The organism is Rhodobacter sp. NSM (assembly GCF_052244495.1).
Lineage (GTDB): Bacteria > Pseudomonadota > Alphaproteobacteria > Rhodobacterales > Rhodobacteraceae > Cereibacter_A.
Map to the genome: position 1 here is coordinate 412,883 of NZ_JBQPXH010000001.1, position 21,890 is coordinate 434,772.

Sequence of the window (21,890 nt, forward strand, 5' to 3'; positions counted from 1 at the left end):
GGAGGCAATGGGTTTTCACGAAGTGCGGTTTCCGACCAACCTCAGCTTCGGCTCTGTTGGTGGGCCCGAGCGGCGAACCGAGATCGTCACGCTTGTCAACGGGTTCGAGGAGAGAAACAGCCTCTGGGCACATTCCCGGCGCCGCTACGATGCGGGCGTCGCGCTTCGTTCGCTCGACGATGTGGAGGCGTTGCTTGCTTTCTTCGAGGCGCGGCGCGGCCAACTCTACGGCTTTCGCTGGAAGGATTGGGCCGACTTCCGGTCGTGCTCGGCCGGAGGGGAGCCGGAGGCACGGGACCAGTTGATCGGGACGGGGGACGGCAGCCAGCGGCAGTTCACCTTGACCAAGACCTACCGGTCCGGTGCCGAGCGCTATGTCCGGCCCGTGACGAAGCCGGTCGTCGGCTCGGTCGCGGTCGCGGTCGGGGGCGTGGCGCTCGGACTGCACGAGGGTTTTTCGGTCGATGCGACGACGGGACTTGTGACTCTGGCGTCAGCCCCGGCGGCCGGTGCGCCGGTGACCGCCGGATACGAATTCGATGTTCCGGTCAGGTTCGACACAGACCGCATCCAGATCTCGATGGCTTCTTTCCAGGCGGGCGAGGTTCCGAGTGTACCGGTGATGGAGGTTCGGATCTGATGGGCGCGGCAGAGCTTCATGCACATCTTGACAGCAGAGCCACGACGGTCTGCCGTTGCTGGGCCGTGACGCGGCGTGACGGGCAGCGGTTCGGGTTCACGGATCACGACAGGGACCTGAGCTTCGGTGGCATTCTCTTCTGCGCCGAAACGGGCCTTACATCGTCGGCGCTGCACCAGACCACCGGGCTTTCGGTCGACAATGCCGAGACGGTGGGTGCCCTGTCTCATGCATCCGTCACGGAGGCCGATCTGTTGGCCGGACGTTTCGACGGCGCGGAGGTGCTGGCTTGGCTCGTCAACTGGGACGACGTGACCGAGAGACTGCTGCAGTTCCGCGGCTCGCTGGGCGAGATCACGCATGCAGGCGGCCGCTTTCGAGCGGAGTTGCGCGGGCTGACCGAGGCGCTGAACCAGCCCCAGGGACGGGTTTACCAGCGGGAATGTCAGGCCGTGCTCGGCGATGCGCGATGCCGGTGCGACCTGACCGCCGCGGCGTTCTCGATGGAACAGTCCGTGGTGGCCGTGGAGGAACGGCAGCATTTCCAGTTTGCAACCTCCGGCTCCTATCCCGATCGATGGTTCGATCTCGGGCGGTTTGTGGTGCTGACCGGTTCGGCTGCGGGACTGATCAGGGTCGTGAAACATGACCGACGGGCTGGAGGCATCCGCAGGATCGAGCTGTGGGAGTCGCTTGGTGCGCCCATATCGGTCGGGGATCGGGTGCGGATCGAGGCCGGATGCGATCGACGCGCCGAAACCTGCCGGCTGAAATTCGGAAATATCAGTAACTTCCGAGGCTTTCCTCACCTTCCGGGCGAGGATTGGCTGAGCGCATATCCGTCTTCCGCAAAGGTGAATGACGGCGGGAGCCTCCGGGGATGAGAGGGGCAGACGTCGTTGCCGAGGCTCGGGCCTGGATCGGCACACCCTATGTGCATCAGGCCTCGACCCGAGGTGCGGGGGCGGATTGCCTGGGGCTGCTTCGGGGCGTTTGGCGTGCTCTGCTCGGGCCGGAGCCGGCCGATCCTCCGGCCTATACGCCGGACTGGTCCGAACCGTCGGGTGAGGAGCGGCTGATGGAGGCCTGCGACCGCTGGCTCTGCCGCAAGCCGCTCGCTTCCGAGGCGGAGGGGGACGTCCTCCTCTTCCGGATGCGGGCCGATGCCGTAGCAAAGCATCTCGGCATTCTGGTCAGGACCGGCCCGGACGCCGGTTTCGTTCACGCCTATTGCGGGCACGGCGTCGTGGAAAGCCCGCTGTCACAGCCCTGGGCCTGTCGGCTCGCGGCTCGCTACGCATTTCCGGAAAGGACGGATTGATGGCAACGCTTCTGCTGGCGGCCGCCGGATCGGCAGTCGGTGCGGGTTTTGGTGGCACGGTTCTTGGCTTGACCGGTGCGGTGATCGGCAGGGCGGTTGGAGCGACGCTGGGCCAGCTGATCGATCAGCGTCTGATGGGGACCGGATCGCAGACCGTGCGCACCGGCCGCGTGGAGCGCTTCCGGCTGATGGGAGCAGGCGAGGGCGCGGCGGTAGCCCAGATCTTCGGGCGCAACCGGATCGCGGGGCAGGTGATCTGGTCGTCGCGCTTCCTTGAGAGCCAGTCGGAGAGCAGCAGCGGCGGCAAGGGTGGCGGTCCCAGGAGCACGGTGATCAGCTATTCCTATTCCGTGAGCCTCGCCATCGCGCTTTGCGAAGGCGAGATCCTCCGCATCGGGCGGATATGGGCCGACGGGGCCGAAATTGCGCCCGGGTCCCTCAACCTGCGGCTATACCGCGGGACCGAGGACCAGCTTGCCGATCCGAAGATCGAAGCGGTCGAAGGTGCGGGCCGCGCTCCGGCCTATCGAGGGATCGCCTATGTGGTGATCGAGGACCTGCAACTGGAGGCCTACGGCAACAGGGTTCCGCAATTCTCGTTCGAGGTCATGCGTGCCGCGCAGGGAACGCTCGCCGAACGCGTAACGAACCTGCAGCAGGCGGTGAAGGGGGTGGCGATGATCCCCGGCTCGGGCGAATATGCGCTGGCGACCAGCAGGCTCGGCTACAGCTATGGACCGGGCGAGGGCGAGACCGCGAACGTCCATTCGGGCTCGGGGCAGAGCGATTTCCTCACCTCGCTCGATCAGCTGACGGGAGAGTTGCCGGACTGCCGCTCGGTCTCGCTGGTCGTGTCGTGGTTCGGCAGCGACCTGAGATGTGGGGATTGCGAGATCCGCCCCAAGGTCGAGCAGCGCGAGTTCGATGCCTCGAAGATGGCCTGGCGGGCAGGCGGAATCGGCAGGGCAGAGGCGGAACTCGTCGGCAGGATCGACGATCGGCCGGTCTATGGAGGAACGCCTGCGGATGGTTCGGTCATCGAGGCCATACAGGCGCTGAAAGCGGCGGATCGCTCGGTCCTCTATTATCCATTCATCCTGATGGACCAGCTGCCCGGCAATGCGCTGGCGGATCCCTGGACAGGAGGGTCCAGCCAGCCGGTCCTGCCGTGGCGTGGTCGGATCACGCTGTCCGAGGCGCCCGGTCAACCCGCAAGTCCCGACCGAACGGCGGCGGCCAGGGAAGAAGTGGCCGCCTTCTTCGGAAGTGCGGAGCCCGGAGACTTCCGGTTGGATGAAGGACGCGTCGAATATGACGGTCCGGACGAATGGCGCTACCGGCGCTTCATTCTGCACGCAGCCTGGCTTTGCAAGTTGGCAGGCGGGGTGGATGCCTTCTGCATCGGCTCGGAAATGCGTGGCGTCACGCAGATCCGCGGCGCGGGCGACAGCTTTCCGGCGGTCGCGGAGCTGCGGAGGCTCGCGGCGGACGTGCGGAGCATCCTCGGCAGCGGGGTGAAGATCGGCTATGCGGCGGACTGGTCGGAATGGTTCGGATACCACATGGACGGGAACATCTACTTCCATCTGGACCCGCTCTGGGCAGACGACAACATCGACTTCATTGGAATCGACAACTACATGCCGCTGTCGGACTGGCGGGTGGGCGAGGCTCACGCGGACGCCTCGTGGGGCTCGATCCACAACCTCGACTATCTGAAGTCAAATGTGGCCGGCGGAGAAGGCTACGACTGGTACTATGCCGACGAGGCAGGTGCACTGGCGCAGGATCGGCTGCCGATAGCCGATGGAGCCTTCGACGAGTCCTGGATCTTCCGCTGCAAGGACCTGAAGAACTGGTGGTCGCTTCCGCACCATGACAGGATCGCCGGCGTGCGGCAGCAGCAGCCGACGGCCTGGGTGCCGCGTTCCAAGCCCATATGGTTCACGGAATACGGCTGTCCGGCGCTCGATCTCGGGACGAACCAGCCGAACCTCTTCCTTGATCCGAAGAGCTCCGAGTCATCGCTGCCGAGGGGGTCCACCGGGCGTCGCGACGACGCTATCGCGATGAACTACATCCGTGCGATGGCCGAGTACTGGGCGGAGGAGAGCAACAACCCTCTGTCGACGAGCTACGGCGGACGGATGGTGGACTTGAGCCGGGCTCATGTGTGGGCCTGGGACGCACGGCCGTTTCCAGCCTTTCCGGCGCTGTTGGAGGTCTGGAGCGACGGCGACAACTATGCGCATGGCCACTGGCTGAACGGTCGCGCGACGTCGCAGCCGCTCGCGTCGGTCGTGTCCGAAATCTGCGAGCGTTCCGGGGTGACGGCGATCGACGTCTCGGGTCTTCATGGCGTCGTTCGGGGCTATGGGCTCGCCGAGGTGGATACCGCCCGCGCCGCCCTGCAACCCCTGATGCTGGCTTACGGCTTCGAGGCGCTGGAGCGCGACGGCACATTGATCTTCCGCATGCGCGAGGGACGTGCGACCGCTGTCCTGGCGGTCGAGGATCTCGTTCAGTCGGACGAACTCGAGGGAGCGGTCGAACTGGTGCGCGCAGCCGAAGTCGAGACAGCCGGCCGAGTGCGACTGGGCTTTCTGGAAGCAGAGGGCGACTACGAGGCGCGACAGGTCGAGGCTGCCTTTCCGGACGAGGCAACCTTCGCAGTCTCGCAGTCGGAAGTGCCACTCGTGCTCACATCGGCCGAAGCGAGGGGGACCGTCGAACGGTGGTTGGCAGAATCGCGCGTGGCGCGCGACAGCCTTCGGCTGGCCTTGCCACGCTCCCTGCTCAGGTTGGGGGCGGGTGACGTGCTGGAACTCGACGGAAGGCGATACCGGATCGACCGGCTCGAGCAGGCGGAAGGGCAGCTTGCCGAGGCGGTGCGGGTCGAGGCCGGCATCTATCAGCCGGCGGACATGGCAGAGGAACGCCCGCCGGCGAGGCGTGTCTCGACATCCGTCGTCCCGGTCCAACCGATCTTCCTCGATTTGCCGATGATGGCTGGCGATGAAGTCGCGCATGAACCGTATGTGGCGGTTGCGGCAATGCCCTGGCCGGGGCGGGTCGCCGTCTGGAGTTCGACGCAGGATGCCGGATACCGGCTGAACCGTCTCGTGACAGCCGCGGCGACCGTCGGTGTGACGCAGACGGCGATGCGGGCGGCGCCTGCCGGCCGTTGGGATCTGGGCGAGGCATTGCGTGTGAAGCTGCAGGGGCCGCCTCTGGCGTCGGCCTCCGAGCTCGAGGTGCTCAACGGCGCGAACGTCATGGCCATCGGCGATGGCTCGGCGGATGGGTGGGAACTCTTCCAGTTCGCTGAAGCCCGTCTGGTCGCGCCCCGCACCTGGGAGTTGTCCCGCAGGCTGCGCGGTCGGGCCGGGACGGACGGGGTGATGCCGGGCGTCTGGCCGGCAGGCAGTACCGTCGTGATGATCAACAAGGCACTTGTCCAGCTTCAGATGCCGCTGGCCGACCGCAACCTGCCTCGCCACTACCGCACTGGGGTTGCTACAAGGGGATATGACGATACCGACGTCATCCATCGGGTCGAGGCCTTTGGCGGCGTCGGCATGAGGCCCTATGCTCCGGTGCATCTGACTTCCGAACGCGATGCCGGCGACATCACTTTCAGATGGATCCGGCGAACGCGGACGGACGGCGATAGCTGGGAAGGGCGCGAGGTGCCGCTTGGGGAAGGGGCGGAGCTGTATCTCGTCCGCGTCCTGTCGCAGGGCCGCACGTGCAGGAGGGTGGAGGTGACGCAGCCTTTCTGGACCTATACGGCGGCGGCGCAGGCAGCCGATGGGATCTCGGGCTCGTTCACCGTCGGTGTGGCGCAGGTTTCGGACAGTTTCGGGCCGGGGCCATTCCGCAGCATCATGGCAAGTGCCTGACCCATGCGGCGGGTGCTTCTGGCGGACCTGCTTGCGGTCGCGGGCTGGCTGGCGCCGATGCCGCCCGACATTCGGCCGGCGCGTCTTGCCGGGCTGATCGAGCGGGCGCATCTGGCACACAAGGTGTCGCGGCGGCTCGGGCATCCGCATGCCGCCTGGGGCAACGGGTGCCTCACCTCCGCCCTGTCGGGCCTTCCGCATGTCGCGGAGGGTGTGGGGCCCGATCCCGAGTATCTCGACTCGCTCGCCCTCGCCGCAGGCGTCATCGCGGAGCGCATCCGACGCGGGAGGGTGCGTCGGATGAAGGTCGACCCGTCGACGGCTGCCGAAGCGGCCGTCAGGTGCCCACCGAAACGGCAGGCTTCATCTTTTCGCGGAGCGCTGCCTGCCGGGCACTTTCCCTGTCGGAGGGAATGACTATGTGTTACTCTCGCCAGGACGAGGAAAGGACGCTGCGATGGCTGAGGCAAGACCCCGTGTCACGACCGTGGACCCGGTCTGGCAACGTATTGTCGAAGAAGGCCATGCCGCCATTCTTGCCGAGCCTCTGCTGGGCGGGCTCGTCCATTCCAGCCTCCTGCATCATCCGTCCATGGAACGCGCGCTTGCCTACCGCTTCTCGCTGAAGCTGGCCTCGGGCGAGATGAGCGAGCAGATCCTGCGCGAGATTGCGGACGAGGCCTATGCCTCGGATCCCGAGCTCGGGCAGATGGCGCGGGCCGACATGGTCGCAGTCTACGAGCGCGATCCCGCGTGCCACCGCTTCATCCAGCCGATCCTGTTCTTCAAGGGTTATCAGGCCGTGCAGGCCTACCGCGTGGGTCACTGGCTCTGGACCAACGGGCGCCAGGATCTCGCCTATTTCGTCCAGATGAGGGTGTCCGAGTCCTTCGGCGTCGACATCCATCCGGCGGCGCGCGTCGGGCGCGGAGTGATGATCGACCACGCGCATTCCATCGTGATCGGCGAAACCGCAGTCGTGGGCGACAACGTCTCCATGCTCCATTCGGTCACCCTCGGCGGCACCGGCAAGGAGGATGGCGACCGCCATCCGAAGATCGGCAACGGCGTGCTGATCGGGGCAGGCGCAAAGGTGCTGGGCAATATCCATGTGGGCCATTGCAGCCGGATCGCGGCGGGCTCGGTGGTGCTGCAGGACGTGCCGCCCTGCACCACGGTGGCCGGAGTTCCGGCCCGTGTCGTGGGCGAGGCCGGTTGTGCGCAACCCGCCGTGACGATGGACCACCTGCTCGTCGGCAACTGAGCATCCGGCGAATACGATGCCCGAGGGCCGATCCTGACGGATCGGCCCTTTTCCTTTTTGCCACTCGGTCGGCGCGACGGGATCCTGCACGAGGCAGGATCGCAGTGCGCCGGACGGTCACGCCAGCATGGCGATCGGGTTCTCGAGGTTTTCCACGATGGCCTTCAGGAACTCGGCCCCCAGCGCGCCGTCGATCACGCGGTGATCGACGGACAGCGTCATCGACATCATCGTGGCCGTGCCGATCGCGCCATCCTTGCCGACTACGGGCTTCCGAATGCCGGCGCCCACCGCGAGGATCGAGCCGTGCGGCGGGTTGATCACCGCATCGAAGTTCTCGACCCCGAACATCCCGAGGTTCGAGATCGCGAAGCTGCCGCCCTGATACTCGTGCGGGGCAAGCTTCTTTGACCGGGCGCGGGCTGCAAGGTCCTTCATCTCGGCCGAAAGTGCAGAGAGCGTCTTGGCGTGTGCGTCGCGCAGCACCGGGGTGAAGAGACCGCCTTCGATGGCGACGGCCACCGCCACATCCGACGGCTTCAGCCGCAGGATGCGGTCTCCGGCCCAGACGGCATTCGCGTTCGGCACCTGCTGCAGCGCCACCGCACAGGCCTTGATGATGAAGTCGTTGACCGAGAGCTTCACGCCCCGCCCCTCGAGCTTGGCGTTCAACTCTGCCCGGAAGGCCATCAGCGCATCCAGCGCCACCTCGCGGCGGAGGTAGAAGTGCGGGATGGTCTGCTTGGCCTCGGTCAGCCGCGCGGCGATGGTCTTGCGCATGCCGTCGAGGGTGACCTCCTCATAGTCCCGATCCGCGAAGATCTTCGCCACCGAAGCCGCAGAGGCGGCGGGCGGCGTGATCGGCGCGGCAGCGGAGGCCGGGGCCTCGGCCCGCGGCGCTGCGGCCTCGGCCGCTGGCGCGGAGGCAGGCGTGGCGCCCTCCACATCGGCCTTCACGATCCGGCCATGCGGCCCCGATCCCTTGAGCGATGAGAGGTCGAGACCCTTGTCCTTTGCAATGCGACGGGCGAGCGGCGAGGCGAAGATGCGGCTGCCGTCCGAGGCCTGAGTTGCCGCCGCGGCCGGGGCAGGGGCGGCCTTGGGCGCTTCCTGTGCGGGCGCCGCGGCGTCGGCGGGCTTCTCGGGCGCCGGCACCTTCTCGGCCGAGACCGTGTCGGCGCTTTCGCCCTCTTCCACCAGCACGGCGATGGGCGTGTTGACCTTCACGCCCGCAGTGCCCTCGGCGATCAGGATCTTGCCGAGGATGCCCTCGTCGACGGCCTCGAACTCCATTGTGGCCTTGTCGGTCTCGATCTCGGCGATGATGTCGCCCGAGCGGACCTCATCCCCTTCCTTCTTCAGCCATTTCGCGAGCGTCCCCTCTTCCATCGTCGGAGACAGCGCGGGCATCAGGATCTCGGTTGCCATGGGCTTCTCCTCAGCGGTAGCAGACGGATTTCGCGGCCTCGACCACTTCGGCCGTGGTGATCAGCGCGTGCTTCTCGAGGTTCGCCGCATAGGGCATCGGCACGTCCTTGCCGGCCAGGTTCAGCACCGGCGCATCGAGCCAGTCGAAGGCCTGCTGCATGATCGTGGCGGCGAGATGGTTGCCGATGGAGCCGACCGGCCAGCCCTCCTCGACGGTGATGCAGCGGTTGGTCTTCTTCACCGAGTCGATCACCGTCTCGTAGTCGATGGGGCGCAGCGTGCGCAGGTCGATCACCTCGGCCGAGATGCCTTCCTGAGCCAGCTTGTCCGCCGCCTCCAGCGCATAGGTCATGCCGATGCCGAAGGAGACAATGGTGACGTCCGTCCCCTCGCGCCAGATCCGGGCCTTGCCGAAGGGGATCGCGAAATCGTCCATCACCGGCACCTCGAAGGACCGGCCGTAGAGGATCTCGTTCTCGAGGAAGATGACCGGGTTCGGGTCCCGGATCGCGGTCTTAAGGAGACCCTTCGCATCCGCGGCCGAATAGGGCATCACGACCTTGAGGCCGGGAATCTGCGCATACCAGGCGGCATAATCCTGGCTGTGCTGGGCGCCCACGCGCGCGGCGGCGCCGTTTGGGCCGCGGAACACGATCGGGCAACCCATCTGGCCGCCCGACATGTAGAGCGTCTTGGCCGCCGAGTTGATGATCTGGTCGATCGCCTGCATCGCGAAGTTGAAGGTCATGAACTCGACGATGGGCCGCAGGCCCGCGAAGGCGGCGCCCACCGCCAGACCGGCAAATCCGTGCTCGGTGATCGGCGTGTCCACCACGCGCTTGGCGCCGAATTCGTCGAGCAGCCCCTGGCTGATCTTGTAGGCGCCCTGATACTCGCCGACCTCCTCGCCCATCAGGAAGACCTCGCCGTCCCGGCGCATCTCCTCGGCCATTGCCTCGCGGAGCGCCTCGCGCACCGTCATGGTCTTCATCTGCGTGCCTTCGGGCCAGTCGGGCGAGCGGTCGCGCTTGCCGGGCACCGAGGCCCCGGGCGAGGAGACGAGCGGCTCGTCCGCGGCCTTGCCTTCCGTGGACTCGGCGGGCTCGGGCTGCTTCTCCTTCTGGGTCGCGACCGGTGCCTTGACGTCCTCGGCGCTTTCGCCTTCCTCGACGAGGACGGCGATGGGCGTGTTCACCTTCACGCCCGCGGTGCCCTCGGCGATCAGGATCTTGCCGACCGTGCCTTCGTCCACCGCTTCGAATTCCATCGTCGCCTTGTCGGTCTCGATCTCGGCGATGATCTGGCCGGACTTGACCGCGTCGCCTTCCTTCACGAGCCACTTGGCGAGCGTCCCTTCCTCCATGGTCGGGGACAGGGCGGGCATCAGAACCTGGGTTGCCATGCGTCGTTCTCCTCAGGCGTAGATGTCGGTCCAGAGTTCCTCGAGCGCGGGCTCGGGGCTCTCCTTGGCAAAGTCGGCGGCCTCGTTCACCACGGCCTTGATCTCCTTGTCGATCGCCTTGAGATCCTCGTCCGAGGCGAGGTTGCCCTGCATCAGCAGGTCACGGACATGCTCGATCGCGTCCTTCTCGTCGCGCATCCGCTGCACCTCCTCGCGCGTGCGGTATTTCGCAGGGTCGGACATGGAGTGGCCTCGGTAGCGGTAGGTCATCATCTCGAGGATATAGGGCCCTTCGCCCGCGCGACAGGCCGCAACCGCCTTCTCGCCCGCGGCCTTGACGGCGAGCACGTCCATGCCGTCCACCGCCTCGCCCTTGATGCCATAGGCCGCCCCCCGCTCCCAGAGCGAGGGTGACTTGGTCGAGCGCTTGACGCTCGTGCCCATGGCATACTGGTTGTTCTCGATCACGAAGATGACCGGAAGGCTCCAGAGCTTGGCCATGTTGTAGGTCTCATACACCTGGCCCTGGTTGGCGGCGCCGTCGCCGAAATAGGCGAAGGTCACATTGTCCGTGCCCCGGTAGCGGTCGGCGAAGGCGAGGCCCGCGCCGAGCGGCACCTGCGCGCCGACGATCCCGTGACCGCCGTAAAAATGCTTCTCTTTCGAGAACATGTGCATCGAGCCGCCCTTGCCCTTCGAATAGCCGCCATCGCGGCCGGTGAGCTCGGCCATCACGCCCTTGGGGTCCATGCCACAGGCGAGCATGTGACCGTGGTCGCGGTAGGAGGTGACGCGCTTGTCCCCCTCCTTCGCCGCGGCCTCGAGGCCGACGACGCAGGCCTCCTGCCCGATGTAGAGGTGGCAGAAGCCGCCGATGAGGCCCATGCCGTAGAGCTGGCCGGCCTTCTCCTCGAAGCGGCGGATCAGCAGCATCTCGCGGTAGTAGCGGAGCAACTCTTCCTTCGATGCGTTGGATTGTTCCGGCGATTTCCTGGTGGCCATGGCGGCGCCTCCCGTCGCGACAAGTAGTTCAAGGCTAAACTACCTTTAGCGCATCCATCGCGCGGGTGCGAGAGCGAAAAAGCGCGCCGGCGGTGGCGCGCTCTTCGGGCCCCTCCGGGGCCGTCATCGCGCGCCGCTGCCGCGGAAGGTGGCGGGCGGGGCGATCCGGAACCCGGAGTGTGTCGAGAAGAAAGCGCGCAAGTGCCTGTGCCAAGACCGGTGAGTATCCGGCCTGGAGTTGCCTTGGGGGAGCGGCATCAGATCGTCAGACCGCATGCGCTGCCACGATGAGCGCTACGCCCCGGTCGCCGAAGGCTGCTCAGCGGATGACGATCTCGTCCGCGCGGACGTACCCCAGAACCGAACGCGCCTGCTCGTCCAGCAGATCGAGGTCGAGATAGGTATCCGACAGCCGCTGTGTCTTGTTGTGCATCTCGGCCAGCTCTGCCGCGATGTGGTCTCGCTCGGCTGCCAGCGCCTCGGATTCCGCCTGGATCTGCACCTGCCGGAACACGCCATAGTCGCCCTGAACGGCGGCGAAGGTGAAATAGGCCGACAGAGAAAAGGCCAGCGCAAAGTAAAGGGTGGCGCCTATGGCGGGGCGGGACGTCGGGATGCTCATGCTCTGCCTCTGGGTCACGCCCCTCGTTTCGTGGAGGCGGTGGCCGGCATAATGCCAGAGGGCGACCGGATTGGGAACCGAAAAGCGAGTGACGCCAATCCGTCGGTGGTGGTTCGGCGGCGCAGGCCGGAACGTGCCGGATGCCGCGCGGACAGGCAAGCGCGGCGGCCATTTGGGGGCGGGCCCTCCGGTGGAGGAGGGCCCGAGGGGCCTCAGGCGCGGCCCTTGTAGATGTCGACGAGCTTGCCCAGCATCGCCAGCGCATCCTCGCGGCTCCGCTGGAAGCTGTTGCGGCCGATGATCGAGCCGTTGCCGCCGCCGTCGCGGATTGCGCGGGCGTCGTCGTAGACGGAATCCTCGCCCTTCTTCGCGCCGCCCGAGAAGACCACGATCCGGCGACCTGCGAAGGCCGAATCCATGCAGTGCTTCACGCGCGCGGCCTGGGTCGCGATGTCGATGCCCTGCGCCTCGTAGACCTTCTTGGCCTCGCCCAGCATCAGGTGGTCGGTCGAGAGCTTGATCTTGATGACATGCGCACCGATCAGCGCCGCAATCTGCGCCGCATAGGCGGCCACGTCGATCGCGGTCTCGCCGTCCTTCGTGATCGCCTCGCCGCGCGGATAGGACCAGATCACCGTGGCGACGCCCTTCGCGGCCGCTTCCTTCCGCATGGCCACGATCTCTTCATACATGTCGAGCTGTGCGTCCGAGCCCGGATAGATCGTGAAGCCGATCGCCGCGCAGCCGAGCCGCAGCGCATCGTCGACCGACGCCGTGACCGCCTGGTTCTTGCCCGCGGTGTCGCTCATCAGCGAGTTGGCCGAGTTCACCTTCAGGATCGTCGGGATCTGGCCCGCAAAGGTGTCAGCGCCCGCCTCGAGCATGCCGAGCGGTGCAGCATAGGCATTGAGCCCCGCGTCGATCGCGAGCTGGTAGTGGTAGTGCGGGTCGTAGCCGGCGGGGTTCGGCGCGAAGGTGCGGGCCGGGCCGTGCTCGAAGCCCTGGTCGACCGGCAGGATGATCATCTTGCCCGTGCCGCCCAGCTTCCCCTCCATCAGCATCCGGCACAGGTTGGCCTTCACGCCGGGCGTTTCGCCCTCATAGTTGGCGAGGATCTTCTGAACTGCTCTGCTAGCGCGCATTCCGCTGGTCCTTTCGATTGGGTCGCAAGGGACTTAGACCGGCGAAATGCGCTTAGCAATCTTGTTGGCGCTAACGGCGCGCTGCGGCGCGGAAAGCCGCCTCAGGCGTTCAAGGCGGCGACGCCGGGCAGCTCCTTGCCCTCCATCCACTCGAGGAAGGCCCCGCCCGCCGTCGAGATGTAGGAGAAGCCCTCGGCCGCACCCGCCTTGTTGAGCGCCGCCACCGTATCGCCGCCGCCCGCAACCGACGTGAGCTGGCCCGCCGTCGTGAGCTGCGCCACCTGCAGCGCCGCTGCATTGGTCGCGGCGTCGAAGGGCTCGATCTCGAAGGCGCCGAGGGGGCCGTTCCAGATCAGCGTCTTCGCCTGCGCGAAGACCTCCGACAGCGCGGCGACGGTCTTCGGGCCGGCGTCGAGGATCATGGCATCCGCGGGGCAGGCGGCGGCTTCCACCGTCTCGTTCGCCGCGCCCGCCTTGAACTCGCGCGCCACCACCACGTCGAGCGGCAGGTGGATCGTGCAGCCCGCGGCCTTCGCCTTGGCGAGGATCTCGCGCGCCGTGTCGGCCATGTCACGTTCGGCGAGCGACTTGCCGACCTCCACCCCTTGGGCGACGAGGAAGGTGTTGGCCATGCCGCCGCCGATCACCAGATGATCGACCTTGCCGACGAGGTTGCCCAGAAGGTCGAGCTTGGTCGAGACCTTGGCGCCGCCCACGACCGCGACCACGGGGCGCTCGGGATTGCCGAGCGCCGCGTCGAGGGCCTTGAGTTCGGCTGCCATGAGCCGCCCCGCTGCCGAGGGCAGGAGGCGCGCGATGCCTTCCGTCGAGGCATGGGCGCGGTGCGCGGCCGAGAAGGCGTCGTTCACGTAGACGTCGCCCAGCTTCGCCATCGCTGCCGCCAGTTCGGGGTCGTTCTTCTCCTCGCCGGCGTGGAAACGGGTGTTCTCGAGCAGCAGGACCTCTCCCTCGAGCATGGCGGCCACGGCCTTTTCGGCCTCCTCGCCCACGCAGTCGGCAGCAAAGCTCACCTTGGTGCCGGGCAGCGCCTTCTGCAGCGCCGGCAGCACGAGACGCAGGCTCATCTCCTCGACGACCTTGCCCTTCGGACGGCCGAAGTGGGCGAGCAGCACGGGCTTGCCACCGTTCTTCAGGATGTCCTCGACGGTGGGCACGATCTTCTCGATCCGGGTGGCGTCGGTGACCTCGCCGTTCTCCATCGGCACGTTCACGTCCACGCGCACCAGCACGACCTTGCCCGCAAGATCCATGTCGTCGAGTGTCTTCCAGCCCATCCCGGTTCCTCCTGTGGCGAAGTTTCCCGCTTCCAAGCCCATCGCCGGGCGTCCGTCAACCGGCGTTCGGCCGCAGGGGTGCGAATTCAGACCTTTTCCTGACCGCGCGCCGCCCTTAGGTTGGCGCGGATTGCAAGAGGAGGGCCCCATGGCCGAGATCAAGGATCCCGAGAACACCATCATCATGACGCTGAAGGACGGCGAGGTGGTGATCGAGCTTCTCCCGGACGTCGCCCCGAAGCACGCCGAGCGGATGAAGGCGCTGGCCCGTGCCAAGGCCTATGACAACGTGGTCTTCCACCGCGTGATCGAAGGCTTCATGGCGCAGACCGGCGATGTCGCGAACGGAAACACGGAAGACGGCTTCAACATCCGCCGCGCCGGGACGGGCGGGTCGGACATGCCGGACCTGCCGGCGGAATTCTCGAAGCTGCCGCATGCGCGCGGCACGATCGGCGCGGCGCGGTCGCAGAACCCGAATTCGGCCAATTCGCAGTTCTTCATCAACTTCCGCGACAACGACTTCCTGAACGGGCAGTACACGGTCTACGGCCGCGTGATCCAGGGCATGGAGCATGTCGACAAGATCGTGCGGGGCGAGCCGCCGGCGAACCCGGACAAGATGCTGACCGTGCGGGTGGCGGCCGATGTCCTCTGACAAGGTCCTCTTCGCGGGGCTGATGTCGCTGGGCCTTGCGGTCGTCGGCGGCTACGGCCTGTCGCAGTCCGCGGTCTTCGCGCAGGATGCCGAGGACGGGCCGGGGCCGAACCTCGTGATCGAGGTCTCGGGCGAGGCGCAGGGCGAGGTGGTCATCGACCTCCTGCCCGATGTGGCGCCCGAGCACGTCGAGCGCATGGTGACGCTGGCCAGGGAGGGCGCCTATGACGGGGTGGTCTTCCATCGCGTCATCGAGGGCTTCATGGCGCAGACGGGCGACGTCGAGTTCGGCAAGGGAGACTCGCTGCGCCGCGCCGGCATGGGCGGGTCGAGCTATCCCGACCTTCCGGCCGAGTTCTCGGACGTCCCCTTCGCGCGGGGCACGGTGGGCATGGCGCGGTCGCAGGATCCGGATTCGGCCAACTCGCAGTTCTTCATCATGTTTGCGCCGGGCGACTTCCTGAACGGCCAGTACACGGTGGTGGGGCATGTCGTGCAGGGCATGGATGTGGTGGACCGGATCGCCCGTGGCGAACCTCCGCGGCAACCCGATGTCATGGAAAAGGTGACGGTGGCCGAGTGAGCCACCGTCGGAGCGGGGGGCTGTCTGCCCCCCGCGCCCCCCGAGGATACTTGGACAAGAGTGAAAGCGGCACCGGAAGGCGTCCTCCTTCCTGCGCGGTCCACCGCACGGGAACGATCCGTCGATCCGCGCGGGACGCCTGATGGCAGGCGGGGCCGTCCCTGGCGCACGGCAGGCGCGCCGATGCCGTACCTGGCGTAATGGACGGCCGTGGCACCATCAGGCAGGGTGGCGTCACGACGAGGTGGAGCGCCACGCCGGAGCCACGATCCGGCGAAGCGCGCCCGGTGTCCCGGGCGCACCGGATCAGGACAGGCGGACGAGCTTGTGCTTCTTCTTGCCGATCGAGACCTTCAGCTCCTCGCCCACGGTGGCGGCGGTCACGGCGGCGTTGGCATCGCTCACGGGCTCGTTGTTGAAGCGCAGCCCGTTCTCGGCCACGAGGCGCTTGGCTTCCTTGCCCGAGGCGACGAGGCCCGCAGCCACGAGGAAATGCGTGACCGAGAGGCCCTCGCCCAGCGTGGCAGCCGGCAGGTCCACCACCTCGAGCGCCCCGCCCACGCCGCCCTCCTCGAAGACCGCTCGGGCGGTGGCCTCGGCCGCCTCGGCGGCGTCACGGCCGTGGAGGAGCGTCGTCACCTCGTTGGCCAGCAGGATCTTGGCCGCGTTGATCTCCGAGCCCTGCAGCGCGCCCAGCCGGTCGCACTCCTCGACGGGCAGGTCGGTGTAGAGCTTCAGGAACCGCCCCACATCCGCGTCCGTCGTGTTGCGCCAGAATTGCCAGAAGTCGTAGGGCGCCAGCATTTCGCCGTTGAGCCAGACCGCGCCGCCCGCGGACTTGCCCATCTTGCGCCCGTCCGAGGTCGTGAGCAGCGGCGAGGTCAGCCCGAAGATCTCGCCCTCCAGCACGCGGCGCGTCAGGTCGATCCCGTTGACGATGTTGCCCCACTGGTCCGAGCCGCCCATCTGCAGCCGGCAGCCGTAGCGGCGGAACAGCTCGAGGAAGTCGTAGGCCTGCAGGATCATGTAATTGAACTCGAGGAACGACAGCGACTGCTCGCGGTCGAGCCGGCTCTTCACGCTCTCGAACGAGAGCATGCGGTTGACCGAGAAATGCCGCCCGATGTCGCGCAGGAAATCGAGATAGTTCAGGTGGTCGAGCCATTCGGCGTTGTTGAGCATCAACGCATCGGATGCGCCCTCGCCGTAGGAGAGGTAGCGCGCGAAGACCTTCCGCATGCCTTCGATATTCTCGTCGATCTTCTCGGGCGTGAGGAGCGGACGCTCCTCGGAGCGGAAGGAGGGGTCGCCCACCTTCGTCGTGCCCCCGCCCATCAGCGTGATCGGCTTGTGGCCGGTCTTCTGCAGCCAGCGCAGCATCATGATGTTCAGAAGGTGCCCCACATGCAGAGAGGCCGCCGTCGCGTCATAGCCGATGTAGGCGGGCACGACTCCCTTGATCAGCGCCTCGTCGAGCGACTGCATGTCGGTGCAGTCGGCGAGGTAGCCGCGCTCCTGCATCACGCGCAGGAAATCGGATTTGGGATGGTAGGTCATCGGTCCCTCGTGCCTTGGGCGGTCGTCACAGCTATGATGGCGGGGTATATCCGTGGCGGTCATGGAGGAAAAGCCATGTTGAAGGGCGGTGCGGTCTGGGCTCTCGGCACGATGTCGGGAACCTCGCTCGATGGTGTGGATGCGGCGATGATCCTGACCGATGGCGAACGCATCCTCGAGTTCGGGGAAAGCGCCTACAGGCCCTACAGCGATGCCGAGCGCGCAACCCTGCGGGCGGCGCTCGGACGCTGGCCGGAGGAGGAGGCCGTGGCGCAGGCCACGGAGGCGGTCGAGGCGGCCCATGCGGAGCTTCTGGCACGGTTCCGCGGCGCCGAGCTGGTAGGCTTCCACGGGCAGACGCTGGCGCACGAGCCGGGCGGCCGCGGAACGCATCAGGCGGGGTCGGGCGATCGGCTGGCGCGGGCGCTGCGGCTTCCGGTGGTCTGGGACTTCCGGTCGGCGGATGTGCGCGCGGGAGGGCAGGGCGCGCCGCTTGCGCCCTTCTACCATTTCGCCTGCGCCCGCCGCATCGGCGCCGATCAGCCGGTGGCCTTCCTGAACCTCGGCGGCGTGGGCAACCTCACCTGGGTCGATCCGCGCCACGGCGGTCCGGAGGCTCCGGGTGCCTGCCTTGCCTTCGACACCGGACCGGCAAATGCGCCGGTCAATGACCTGATGCAGGCCCGCTTCGGGCGCAGTCACGACGAGGGCGGCGGTCTTGCCGCCCGCGGGCGGGTCGAGGAGGCTATCGTGACGCGGTTCCTCGAACATGCCTACTTCGCGCGGATCCCGCCGAAGTCGCTCGACCGGGATGCCTTCGCCGGTCTTCTGGACGCCGTGGCCGGACTGGCCGATGCCGATGCGGCGGCAACGCTGACCGCGGCGGCGGCCGCGGCCGTGGCGCAGGGCGCGAGCCACTTCCCGACGCCCGTCCGGCGGCTTCTCGTCACCGGGGGAGGGCGGCGCAACCCGGTGCTGATGGCCATGATCGAGGCGCGCATGGGCATCGAGGCGGTGCCGGTCGAGCAGGTCGGCCTCGACGGGGACATGCTCGAGGCGCAGGCCTTCGCCTTCCTCGCGGTCCGCGTGGCGCGGGGACTGCCGACGTCGGGGCCCTCCACCACCGGCGTGCCCAGTTGCATCGGCGGAGGCCGGATCAGCCGGCCGGACGAACTGGCGCTCCAGCCCTGACGGCTCAGGCCCGCGGAATGTCGAAGCCCTCGGGGGCAAGTTCGAATCCGTCGAAAAGGAAGCCGGGCGAGACCGTGCAGCCGACAAGGCTGAAGGCGCCGGTGCTGCGCGCCGCCTGCCAGTGGAAGGGCGGCACGATGCCCTGCTGCGCTTCGCCCGCCAGCACGCCTGGCCCGAGGAGCAGGTCCCGGGCCGGACCCTGTGCGTGCTCGGACATGGACAGCACGAGGGGGGCTCCGGCGTGGAAATGCCAGATCTCTGTCGCGTCGATCCGGTGCCAGTGCGAGTGTTCGCCGGCAGCGAGGAGGAAGAGGATCGCCGTCCCTGTCGGGCGCCCCGCATTGCCGGCCCTCCAGGTTTCGCGATACCAGCCACCCTCCGGGTGCCGCTCGAGCGCCAGGCGTTCGATGATCTCGTCAACCTCCATGGGTGCGTCTCCTGCGGGTTGGCGAAGGGCCTCTTTCTGCGGATGGAACATGCTCGCCGCATCGCTGGCAAGCCCGCCGCATGGGCCGTTCCCGGGCCGGAGGACGCAGTCGGATCCCGATTGCTTTTGCCCCGCGAGGTTGAAGCCCGCTTTCCGTGCGATTGTAAAGTCCAGCGCTTTCAGCATGATACGGCCGAAACCGTTGACAGCCGCGCCCTCGCCATCAAGCATCGAAGGGGCCAGGAGAGTGGCGGACATATCGAGGAGACTGGAATTGGAAAAAGACTTTCAGGTCGAGACCGAGACTTATGAGGCGCCGGTGCTGCGCGTGCATGGGACGCTGGAGGAAATGACCCACGGCGGTCGCCGCGGACGTGGTCCGGGCCGCCCGCATCGCCCGCACGATCCGGGTGACTACACCTTCTCCTGATCCCGCGCAGACGAAACGGCCCGGCCGCCATGGCAGCCGGGCCGTTTTTGATTCCGCGCCGCGACCCAAGGGGGGCGGCGCGAGTGGGATGTGCGGCCTCAGGCCTTGAGGATCGAGCGCCCGGCGTATTCGGCCGTTTCGCCCAGCATCTCCTCGATGCGGATCAGCTGGTTGTATTTCGCCAGACGGTCCGAGCGCGACAGCGAGCCGGTCTTGATCTGGCCGCAGTTGGTGGCGACGGCGAGGTCGGCGATGGTGGCATCCTCGGTCTCGCCCGAGCGGTGCGACATCACGTTGGTGTAGCGCGCACGGTGGGCCATATCGACGGCCATCAGCGTCTCGGTCAGCGAGCCGATCTGGTTCACCTTGACCAGCATCGAGTTCGCGACGCCCGCCTTGATGCCCTGTTCGAGCCGCTTGGGGTTGGTCACGAAGAGGTCGTCGCCCACCAGCTGCACCTTGGCGCCCAGCTTGTCGGTCAGCAGCTTCCAGCCGTCCCAGTCGTCCTCGGCACAGCCGTCCTCGATCGAGATGATCGGGTAGTCTGCACAGAGGGCCGCGAGGTAGTCCACATTTTCGGCCGAGGTGAGCGACTTGCCCTCGCCCTTCATCTCGTACTTGCCGCCCTTGAAGTATTCGGTCGAGGCGCAGTCGAGCGCGAGGTAGATGTCCTCGCCCGGCTTGTAGCCCGCCTTCTCGATGGACTTCAGAATGTAGTCCAGCGCCTCGCGGGTCGAGGAGATGTTCGGTGCAAAGCCGCCCTCGTCTCCGATCCCGGTGTTGAAGCCGCCCGCCGAAAGCTCCTTCTTCAGCGTGTGGAACACCTCGGAACCCATGCGGATCGCGTCGCGCACGGTCTTCGCGGCGACCGGCATGATCATGAATTCCTGGATGTCGATCGGGTTGTCGGCATGTTCGCCGCCGTTGATGATGTTCATCATCGGCACCGGCAGCACGCGGGCCGAGGAGCCGCCCACGTAGCGGTAGAGCGGCTGGTTGGTGAACTCGGCCGCGGCCTTGGCGCAGGCGAGCGACACGCCGAGGATGGCGTTGGCGCCGAGGCGGCCCTTGTTGGGCGTGCCGTCCATCTCGATCATGGTGCGGTCGATGCCGACCTGCTCGGTCGCATCGAAGCCCACCAGCATCTCGGCAATCTCGCCGTTGACGGCCGCCACCGCCTCGAGGACACCCTTGCCCATGTAGCGCGACTTGTCGCCGTCGCGCTTCTCGACCGCCTCATGCGCGCCCGTCGAGGCGCCCGAGGGCACGGCGGCGCGGCCGAAGGCGCCGCTTTCCAGCGTGACGTCCACCTCGACGGTGGGATTGCCGCGGCTGTCGAGGATCTCGCGGGCGTGGATGTCGATGATCGTGCTCATAATCTGTCCCTTGCGTTGCCGTGGGTTTGCGGCTTCTTACTCTGCGGCTTGCCGCAAGGAAAGACGGCGAAGCCGCTGTTCGCGCATGAAGCTGTAGAGACCCGAGCCGATGATCAGCGTCGCCCCGCCCAGCATCCAGGCATCCGGCCGTTCGTGGAAGACAAGGAAACCGATCAGCATGGCGAAGACCAGCCGCGTGTAGCGGAAGGGCACAATTGCCGAAACATCGCCCGCCCGCGTGGCCAGGATCAGCGCCCAGTAGCCGGCAAAGCCAAACCCCAGCGCACCGATCAGAAGAGCCAGCTGCCCCGCCGAGGGCCACACCGCGCCGCCGCCCACCGCCAGCATTCCCGCGCCCACCACCGCCACCGTCAGGAAGGCCCAGGCACCGATCTGCATGCTCGAGGTCGAGGCCGGGACGCGGCGCGTCGCAAGGTCGCGCCCCGCCAGCCCGATCACGCCCACGACCGCCCAGAGCGAAGCCAGATCGAAGGACTCGGCGCCCGGACGGATCACCACCATCACGCCGAGAAACCCCACCGCGATCGCAGTCCAGCGGCGCCAGCCGACCCGTTCCCCCAGCACCAGCGCCGCGCCGAAGGTGACGGCGAGCGGCGTGGCCTGCAGGATGGCCGAGACGCTCGACAGCGGCGCCAGCGCCAGCGAGGTGACGAAGCCCGCCGTGCCCACCATCTCGCCGAGGTTGCGCCAGAGGATCGGTGCGGCCAGAACCTCGCGCGAAAGCACCGCCTTGCCCTCGCGCCGCGCCAGCGCCCAGAACAGGGGCGCGCCGAATGCCCCGAGGAACAGCAGGATCTGCCCGGTCGGCATGTCGGCTGCCGACAGTTTCACGAACATGTCCTCCATGGCGAAACCCGCCATCGAGACGACCATCATCACGATGCCGCGCACGTTTTCCATGTCTTTTCCTGGTCTAGGGATCTGGTCCCGGATGTCTGCGCCCGCCCGTGCGGCCTTCAGCCCTTCTTCAGCGGCGTCCCGAAGAGTTCGAAGCGATGCCCGACGAGGCGGAAGCCGAGGCGGGCAGCAATCTTCTCCTGCAGCGCCTCGATGTCGGGGTCGACGAACTCGATCACCTCACCGGTCGTCACGTCGATCAGGTGGTCGTGGTGGTCGCGTTCGGCATCCTCGTAGCGCGATCGGCCGTCGCCGAACTCCAGCCGCTCGAGGATTCCCGCCTCCTCGAAGAGCTTCACCGTGCGGTAGACGGTGGCGATCGAGATGCCGGGATCGACGGCAGAGGCGCGCGCATGAAGCTCCTCGACATCGGGGTGGTCGGCGGATTCCCCGATCACCCGCGCGATGGTGCGGCGCTGTTCGGTCATGCGAAGGCCCTTGGCCTCGCAGCGGGCGATGATCGAATCCTGCATGCAATACTCCGGTTCCGGGGCCGGTCTCAGCGGCAGATTTATGCGATCGACCGCCTCTCTGCCAGCGGTTTCCTGCCCTTCGGCGGGCCGGGAATCACGGGGCGCGGCTTTCCTGCCGATCGGTTCTCGGCCTGCCCCTATGTCCGGGGAAAATTGGGGCATTTCCGTGGCTTGAAGAATCGCGACTCGCGCCTCCGCCGTTCATCCCCATCCGGAGCCCATGCCGGCAACCTGCTGTCGGCACGACGCTTTCGTGCGT

The 21,890-nt window shown here is 67.1% G+C and carries 21 protein-coding genes; 10 read left to right on the plus strand and 11 right to left on the minus strand.

What is annotated here, in order from left to right:
• Nucleotides 1-7: 7 nt before the first annotated feature.
• Genes ACTVZP_RS01940 through cysE form a run of 6 tightly spaced genes read left to right on the plus strand, consistent with a single transcriptional unit; the run spans nt 8 to nt 7,127 of the window.
• The gene (locus tag ACTVZP_RS01940; protein ID WP_443210392.1) at nt 8-640 is read left to right on the plus strand and encodes a phage distal tail protein, Rcc01695 family; all 633 of its coding nucleotides are present in this window, start codon (nt 8-10) and stop codon (nt 638-640) included.
• On the plus strand, nt 640-1,524 hold the full coding sequence (locus tag ACTVZP_RS01945) for a DUF2163 domain-containing protein (RefSeq protein ID WP_443210393.1): 885 nt from the start codon (nt 640-642) through the stop codon (nt 1,522-1,524). The genes ACTVZP_RS01940 and ACTVZP_RS01945 overlap by 1 nt, the downstream gene beginning before the upstream one ends.
• Nucleotides 1,521-1,961, plus strand: a complete 441-nt coding sequence (locus tag ACTVZP_RS01950; RefSeq protein WP_443210394.1) for a peptidase — start codon at nt 1,521-1,523, stop codon at nt 1,959-1,961. Before ACTVZP_RS01945 ends, ACTVZP_RS01950 begins: the two co-directional genes overlap by 4 nt.
• Nucleotides 1,961-5,863: a baseplate multidomain protein megatron gene (locus tag ACTVZP_RS01955; RefSeq protein WP_443210395.1), complete on the plus strand. Its 3,903-nt coding sequence runs from the start codon at nt 1,961-1,963 to the stop codon at nt 5,861-5,863. Before ACTVZP_RS01950 ends, ACTVZP_RS01955 begins: the two co-directional genes overlap by 1 nt.
• Before the next feature lie 3 nt (nt 5,864-5,866).
• Nucleotides 5,867-6,280: a DUF7742 family protein gene (locus ACTVZP_RS01960; RefSeq protein WP_443210396.1), complete on the plus strand. Its 414-nt coding sequence runs from the start codon at nt 5,867-5,869 to the stop codon at nt 6,278-6,280.
• A gap of 40 nt (nt 6,281-6,320) precedes the next feature.
• Complete coding sequence (gene cysE, locus ACTVZP_RS01965; RefSeq protein WP_443210397.1) at nt 6,321-7,127, plus strand: serine O-acetyltransferase; 807 nt, start codon at nt 6,321-6,323, stop codon at nt 7,125-7,127.
• A gap of 117 nt (nt 7,128-7,244) precedes the next feature.
• Here the strand turns inward: cysE and ACTVZP_RS01970 are convergent, their stop codons facing one another.
• From ACTVZP_RS01970 to ACTVZP_RS01995, 6 genes are all read right to left on the minus strand, one after another.
• Nucleotides 7,245-8,555 (minus strand): pyruvate dehydrogenase complex dihydrolipoamide acetyltransferase, encoded by a 1,311-nt coding sequence (locus tag ACTVZP_RS01970; protein WP_443210398.1) that lies wholly within the window; start codon nt 8,553-8,555, stop codon nt 7,245-7,247.
• Nucleotides 8,556-8,565: 10 nt separating this feature from the next.
• Nucleotides 8,566-9,957 (minus strand): pyruvate dehydrogenase complex E1 component subunit beta, encoded by a 1,392-nt coding sequence (locus ACTVZP_RS01975; protein WP_443210399.1) that lies wholly within the window; start codon nt 9,955-9,957, stop codon nt 8,566-8,568.
• A 12-nt stretch (nt 9,958-9,969) separates the two neighbouring features.
• Nucleotides 9,970-10,959: a pyruvate dehydrogenase (acetyl-transferring) E1 component subunit alpha gene (pdhA, locus tag ACTVZP_RS01980; protein WP_443210400.1), complete on the minus strand. Its 990-nt coding sequence runs from the start codon at nt 10,957-10,959 to the stop codon at nt 9,970-9,972.
• A 319-nt stretch (nt 10,960-11,278) separates the two neighbouring features.
• Nucleotides 11,279-11,581 carry an FtsB family cell division protein gene (locus ACTVZP_RS01985; protein ID WP_443210401.1) on the minus strand — a complete coding sequence of 101 codons (303 nt, stop codon included), beginning with the start codon at nt 11,579-11,581 and terminating at the stop codon, nt 11,279-11,281.
• Nucleotides 11,582-11,793: 212 nt separating this feature from the next.
• Entirely contained in the window at nt 11,794-12,723 is a 930-nt protein-coding gene (locus ACTVZP_RS01990) for a class I fructose-bisphosphate aldolase (RefSeq protein WP_443210402.1), read from the minus strand.
• Between the two features lie 101 nt (nt 12,724-12,824).
• Nucleotides 12,825-14,018 (minus strand): phosphoglycerate kinase, encoded by a 1,194-nt coding sequence (locus ACTVZP_RS01995; protein ID WP_443210403.1) that lies wholly within the window; start codon nt 14,016-14,018, stop codon nt 12,825-12,827.
• A 148-nt stretch (nt 14,019-14,166) separates the two neighbouring features.
• Here ACTVZP_RS01995 and ACTVZP_RS02000 point away from each other — a divergent pair, with 148 nt between their 5' ends.
• The gene (locus tag ACTVZP_RS02000; RefSeq protein WP_443210404.1) at nt 14,167-14,676 is read left to right on the plus strand and encodes a peptidylprolyl isomerase; all 510 of its coding nucleotides are present in this window, start codon (nt 14,167-14,169) and stop codon (nt 14,674-14,676) included.
• Nucleotides 14,666-15,259, plus strand: coding sequence for a peptidylprolyl isomerase (locus tag ACTVZP_RS02005; protein WP_443210405.1), 594 nt, complete (start codon nt 14,666-14,668; stop codon nt 15,257-15,259). The genes ACTVZP_RS02000 and ACTVZP_RS02005 overlap by 11 nt, the downstream gene beginning before the upstream one ends.
• 306 nt (nt 15,260-15,565) lie before the next feature.
• Here the strand turns inward: ACTVZP_RS02005 and tyrS are convergent, their stop codons facing one another.
• A complete protein-coding gene (gene tyrS, locus ACTVZP_RS02010) occupies nt 15,566-16,816 on the minus strand; it encodes a tyrosine--tRNA ligase (protein ID WP_443210406.1) in 1,251 nt (416 codons plus the stop codon).
• Between the two features lie 75 nt (nt 16,817-16,891).
• On the opposite strand from tyrS, the gene ACTVZP_RS02015 reads away from it, so the two are divergent.
• A complete protein-coding gene (locus ACTVZP_RS02015) occupies nt 16,892-18,007 on the plus strand; it encodes an anhydro-N-acetylmuramic acid kinase (protein ID WP_443210407.1) in 1,116 nt (371 codons plus the stop codon).
• A 4-nt stretch (nt 18,008-18,011) separates the two neighbouring features.
• Here ACTVZP_RS02015 and ACTVZP_RS02020 read toward each other — a convergent pair whose 3' ends face one another.
• Entirely contained in the window at nt 18,012-18,434 is a 423-nt protein-coding gene (locus tag ACTVZP_RS02020; protein ID WP_443210408.1) for a cupin domain-containing protein, read from the minus strand.
• A gap of 274 nt (nt 18,435-18,708) precedes the next feature.
• On the opposite strand from ACTVZP_RS02020, the gene ACTVZP_RS02025 reads away from it, so the two are divergent.
• On the plus strand, nt 18,709-18,864 hold the full coding sequence (locus ACTVZP_RS02025; RefSeq protein ID WP_443210409.1) for a lasso RiPP family leader peptide-containing protein: 156 nt from the start codon (nt 18,709-18,711) through the stop codon (nt 18,862-18,864).
• Between the two features lie 98 nt (nt 18,865-18,962).
• Here ACTVZP_RS02025 and eno read toward each other — a convergent pair whose 3' ends face one another.
• The 3 genes from eno to ACTVZP_RS02040 are packed head-to-tail and all read right to left on the minus strand — an operon-like array spanning nt 18,963 to nt 21,631.
• Nucleotides 18,963-20,240, minus strand: coding sequence for a phosphopyruvate hydratase (eno, locus tag ACTVZP_RS02030; protein ID WP_443210410.1), 1,278 nt, complete (start codon nt 20,238-20,240; stop codon nt 18,963-18,965).
• A gap of 36 nt (nt 20,241-20,276) precedes the next feature.
• Complete coding sequence (locus tag ACTVZP_RS02035; RefSeq protein ID WP_443210411.1) at nt 20,277-21,161, minus strand: DMT family transporter; 885 nt, start codon at nt 21,159-21,161, stop codon at nt 20,277-20,279.
• A gap of 56 nt (nt 21,162-21,217) precedes the next feature.
• Nucleotides 21,218-21,631, minus strand: a complete 414-nt coding sequence (locus tag ACTVZP_RS02040) for a Fur family transcriptional regulator (RefSeq protein ID WP_443210412.1) — start codon at nt 21,629-21,631, stop codon at nt 21,218-21,220.
• Between the last annotated feature and the right edge of the window lie 259 nt (nt 21,632-21,890).

Bases quoted from the DNA above. Each gene is read 5' to 3' on its own strand.
- ACTVZP_RS01945 (WP_443210393.1), top strand. From the start codon at position 640: ATGGGCGCGGCAGAGCTTCATGCACATCTTGACAGCAGAGCCACGACG.
- tyrS (WP_443210406.1), bottom strand. From the start codon at position 16,816: ATGACCTACCATCCCAAATCCGATTTCCTGCGCGTGATGCAGGAGCGC.
- ACTVZP_RS01960 (WP_443210396.1), top strand. From the start codon at position 5,867: ATGCGGCGGGTGCTTCTGGCGGACCTGCTTGCGGTCGCGGGCTGGCTG.
- ACTVZP_RS01955 (WP_443210395.1), top strand. From the start codon at position 1,961: ATGGCAACGCTTCTGCTGGCGGCCGCCGGATCGGCAGTCGGTGCGGGT.
- ACTVZP_RS02000 (WP_443210404.1), top strand. From the start codon at position 14,167: ATGGCCGAGATCAAGGATCCCGAGAACACCATCATCATGACGCTGAAG.
- ACTVZP_RS02035 (WP_443210411.1), bottom strand. From the start codon at position 21,161: ATGGAAAACGTGCGCGGCATCGTGATGATGGTCGTCTCGATGGCGGGT.
- ACTVZP_RS01985 (WP_443210401.1), bottom strand. From the start codon at position 11,581: ATGAGCATCCCGACGTCCCGCCCCGCCATAGGCGCCACCCTTTACTTT.
- ACTVZP_RS01995 (WP_443210403.1), bottom strand. From the start codon at position 14,018: ATGGGCTGGAAGACACTCGACGACATGGATCTTGCGGGCAAGGTCGTG.
- eno (WP_443210410.1), bottom strand. From the start codon at position 20,240: ATGAGCACGATCATCGACATCCACGCCCGCGAGATCCTCGACAGCCGC.
- ACTVZP_RS02015 (WP_443210407.1), top strand. From the start codon at position 16,892: ATGTTGAAGGGCGGTGCGGTCTGGGCTCTCGGCACGATGTCGGGAACC.
- ACTVZP_RS01990 (WP_443210402.1), bottom strand. From the start codon at position 12,723: ATGCGCGCTAGCAGAGCAGTTCAGAAGATCCTCGCCAACTATGAGGGC.
- ACTVZP_RS01940 (WP_443210392.1), top strand. From the start codon at position 8: ATGGGTTTTCACGAAGTGCGGTTTCCGACCAACCTCAGCTTCGGCTCT.
- ACTVZP_RS02005 (WP_443210405.1), top strand. From the start codon at position 14,666: ATGTCCTCTGACAAGGTCCTCTTCGCGGGGCTGATGTCGCTGGGCCTT.
- cysE (WP_443210397.1), top strand. From the start codon at position 6,321: ATGGCTGAGGCAAGACCCCGTGTCACGACCGTGGACCCGGTCTGGCAA.
- pdhA (WP_443210400.1), bottom strand. From the start codon at position 10,959: ATGGCCACCAGGAAATCGCCGGAACAATCCAACGCATCGAAGGAAGAG.
- ACTVZP_RS01970 (WP_443210398.1), bottom strand. From the start codon at position 8,555: ATGGCAACCGAGATCCTGATGCCCGCGCTGTCTCCGACGATGGAAGAG.
- ACTVZP_RS02020 (WP_443210408.1), bottom strand. From the start codon at position 18,434: ATGGAGGTTGACGAGATCATCGAACGCCTGGCGCTCGAGCGGCACCCG.
- ACTVZP_RS02040 (WP_443210412.1), bottom strand. From the start codon at position 21,631: ATGCAGGATTCGATCATCGCCCGCTGCGAGGCCAAGGGCCTTCGCATG.
- ACTVZP_RS01950 (WP_443210394.1), top strand. From the start codon at position 1,521: ATGAGAGGGGCAGACGTCGTTGCCGAGGCTCGGGCCTGGATCGGCACA.
- ACTVZP_RS01975 (WP_443210399.1), bottom strand. From the start codon at position 9,957: ATGGCAACCCAGGTTCTGATGCCCGCCCTGTCCCCGACCATGGAGGAA.